We start from the raw sequence: 434 nt of genomic DNA, 5'->3' as shown, positions 1-434 counted from the left end.
CGTTTATGGCGAGTCAAACGTCTCCTGTCGTTCGCAGCACCGTTTCCTCACGAGTTCGACAAGCCAGTCGGCGAATACCTGAAGGCGCCGGGAGAGGTGTTGCCGATGTGGATAAAGCAGCGTGACCGGCATGGGCGCAGCACGATATTCCGGCAGAACCTCAACCAGTTCTCCGGCCTGGAGATGGGTCTCGACGTCGTAAGCGGGGATCTGTATGAGCCCGAGGCCCGACAGGCAACACGCGATATACGCCTCCGCACTGTTGACGGTGACGCGCCCCTTGATCGCGAGCGTCCTCGCCGTGTCGCCCTCAACCCATTCCCACGGCGCGAGCCGGCCGCTGGTTGGAGAGGCGTAACCGATCGGTATGTGGTCGACGAGGTCGTCGGGGGCGCGCGGTACGCCGTGGCGGGCAAGATAGGCAGGGCTGGCGA

At 63.8% G+C, this 434-nt stretch carries 1 protein-coding gene; it reads right to left on the bottom strand.

The genetic code is table 11. From position 1 onward, the window contains the following. Positions 1–3: 3 nt before the first annotated feature. Positions 4–434, bottom strand: a 431-nt coding sequence (locus BTA35_RS16890) for a LysR substrate-binding domain-containing protein (RefSeq protein ID WP_238377636.1), incomplete at its 5' end; no start/stop codon positions are given.

This window comes from Oceanospirillum linum, assembly GCF_001995095.2.
Taxonomy (GTDB): domain Bacteria; phylum Pseudomonadota; class Gammaproteobacteria; order Pseudomonadales; family Halomonadaceae; genus Oceanospirillum; species Oceanospirillum linum.
This window is presented reverse-complemented; position numbering and strand designations above follow the sequence as displayed.